The 2,380-nt window shown below is 38.4% G+C and carries 3 protein-coding genes; all 3 read left to right on the forward strand.

The window, feature by feature from the left end; genetic code table 11:
• Nucleotides 1-107: 107 nt before the first annotated feature.
• A complete protein-coding gene (locus tag FC65_RS10090) occupies nt 108-488 on the forward strand; it encodes a VOC family protein (RefSeq protein ID WP_056972578.1) in 381 nt (126 codons plus the stop codon).
• A 12-nt stretch (nt 489-500) separates the two neighbouring features.
• On the forward strand, nt 501-1,373 hold the full coding sequence (gene scrK / locus FC65_RS10095; protein WP_056972580.1) for a fructokinase ScrK: 873 nt from the start codon (nt 501-503) through the stop codon (nt 1,371-1,373).
• 22 nt (nt 1,374-1,395) lie between these two features.
• On the forward strand, nt 1,396-2,380 hold a 985-nt coding region (locus FC65_RS10100; protein WP_162257063.1), incomplete at its 3' end, for an alpha-glucosidase.

Genomic DNA, 2,380 nt, shown 5'->3' on the forward strand with positions numbered 1-2,380 from the left:
CGCTCATCAACACTAAAAAGTTTAGACCCTTGATTTATTTAAGCAAAAATGAAAAGGCTTTTATGTTAACAACGGACTTTTGATCCAACAAGAAATGAAGTAAAAAAATGGCATTTTTCGACGATTTATCACACATTGGTTTTTCAACTAAAGATTTTTATAAAAGTACAGAATTGTATGAAAAACTTGGTTTTGAACTAATTGATCAGGAAGATAATTTGGGTAGTAAGGTAAACTTCTATCAAATCAATGATTTAATATTGGAAGTTTATGAAGATAAAACTAATTCTGAAAATGGCGCTATCAACCATTTCGCAATTGCTACGGATGAAATCGACAAAACTTTTGCACATGTGAAAAAACTTGGTTTTGAGTTGATTGATGATAAGATCATGCATTTACCGTTTTTTGAGCATGGCATTAGCTATTTCAATTTTTACGGGCCTAACCATGAAACGATCGAAGTTTGTCAAAAAAATAAAGAATAAGCGAGTGATCATATGTTAGTAGGATCTATTGAAGTAGGAGGAACAAAGTTTGTTTGTGCAGTTGGTAATGAAAATTATCAAGTTAAGGATCAAATTCAAATTCCCACAACGACTCCGAGTGAAACTTTGCAGAAAACAGCTGAATATTTTGCGCAGTTCGAAATTGAAGCAATTGGGATAGCTTCGTTTGGACCGATCGAGATCCGCAAGAATTCGCCCAAATACGGCTACATTACTAAGACACCTAAAGCAGGCTGGGAGAACACCAATTTTATTGGTTACCTAAAGAAGTATTTAAATGTGCCAATGTTTTTTACGACAGATGTGAACGGCTCTGCATATGGTGAATATGTGATGTCTCTTTTATCAAATGAAAAAATTGATTCGTTGGTCTACTATACTATTGGCACGGGAGTCGGCGGTGGTGCTATCGTTGATGGAAATTTGCTAGGTTCAACCGGTCATCCTGAAATGGGACATGTTTTATTAAAAAGGCATCCTGATGATCTTGATTTCGCTGGGGTTTGTCCATTCCATAATGATTGTTTAGAGGGCTTGGTTTCTGGGCCCACATTTGAGGCTCGTTTGAACAGGGCTGGCAAAGATGTTCCTCTTTCTGAACCTGTTTGGGATATTATGAGTTATTATGTTGCGCAAGCAGCTATTCAAGCGACTTTGATATTACGGCCGAATAAAATAGTCTTTGGTGGTGGGGTCACGAGTGAAGAATTTTTACGTAAAGTTCGGCGAGATTTCGCTAAACTGCTCAATGGGTATGTAGAGGTCCCTCAACTGGATAAATATATCACAATGCCTGAAATTAAAAATAATGGCTCCGCAACAGTGGGAGATTTTGCCTTAGCGATAGATATGCTTAAAAGATAGTTTAGAGTGGAGGTTATGTTTTATGCCAAAATGGTTTCAAGATTCTGTAGTTTATCAAATTTATCCACGCAGTTTTCAGGATAGTAACAGTGATGGGATCGGTGATTTGAATGGTATCAGCCAGAGATTACCATATTTGAAAAAGTTGGGCGTTGATGTTTTATGGTTGAATCCTATTTATAAATCTCCTGATGTTGATAATGGCTATGATATTGCCGATTACGAAACTATCCAGCCGGTTTATGGGACAATGAGTGATTTTAACAAGTTATTAGCCCAAATACATGAAAATGGTTTAAAACTTGTGATGGATTTAGTAGTTAACCATACTTCAGATCAACATAAATGGTTCCAAGAAAGCAAAAAGTCTCGGGACAATCCCTACGCGGATTACTATATCTGGCGAGATCCGGTGGATGGTCACGAACCTAATAATTGGGGGTCTGCGTTCAGCGGGCCGGCCTGGACCTATGTGCCGGAACGAGGGCAGTATTATTTGCATTTGTTTGCGACAGGGCAGCCAGATTTGAATTGGGAAAATCCACAGGTTCGCCAAGAAGTGTACTCTTTAATGCGTTTTTGGCTTGATAAAGGGGTCGATGGTTTTCGCATGGATGTTATTAATTTCATTTCCAAACCCGTTGGTCTGCCAGACGCACCGCAGGAAGGCGGTTCAGCTTATGGCGATAGTTTTGCTATTGTTTCGGGTGAGCCGCGGTTAGATGAATTTTTAAGGGAAATGAATCGGAAAGTATTATCTAAATATGATGTGATGACTGTCGGAGAAATGCCCGATTCTACTCCTGAAGAGGCAATTAATTATACTAATCTAGATGGAACTGAATTAAATATGATCTTTCAGTTCCAGCATGTGAATTTAGGCGGGAATCCAGATCCAAGGCTAGGAAAATGGAATGATCAGCCAGTAAAATTATCAGAACTAAAAGAAGCATTATCACGTTGGCAAGTAGAGTTGGATGGTAAAGCTTGGAATAGTTTGTATTGGG

The organism is Ligilactobacillus acidipiscis DSM 15836 (assembly GCF_001435755.1).
Lineage (GTDB): Bacteria > Bacillota > Bacilli > Lactobacillales > Lactobacillaceae > Ligilactobacillus > Ligilactobacillus acidipiscis.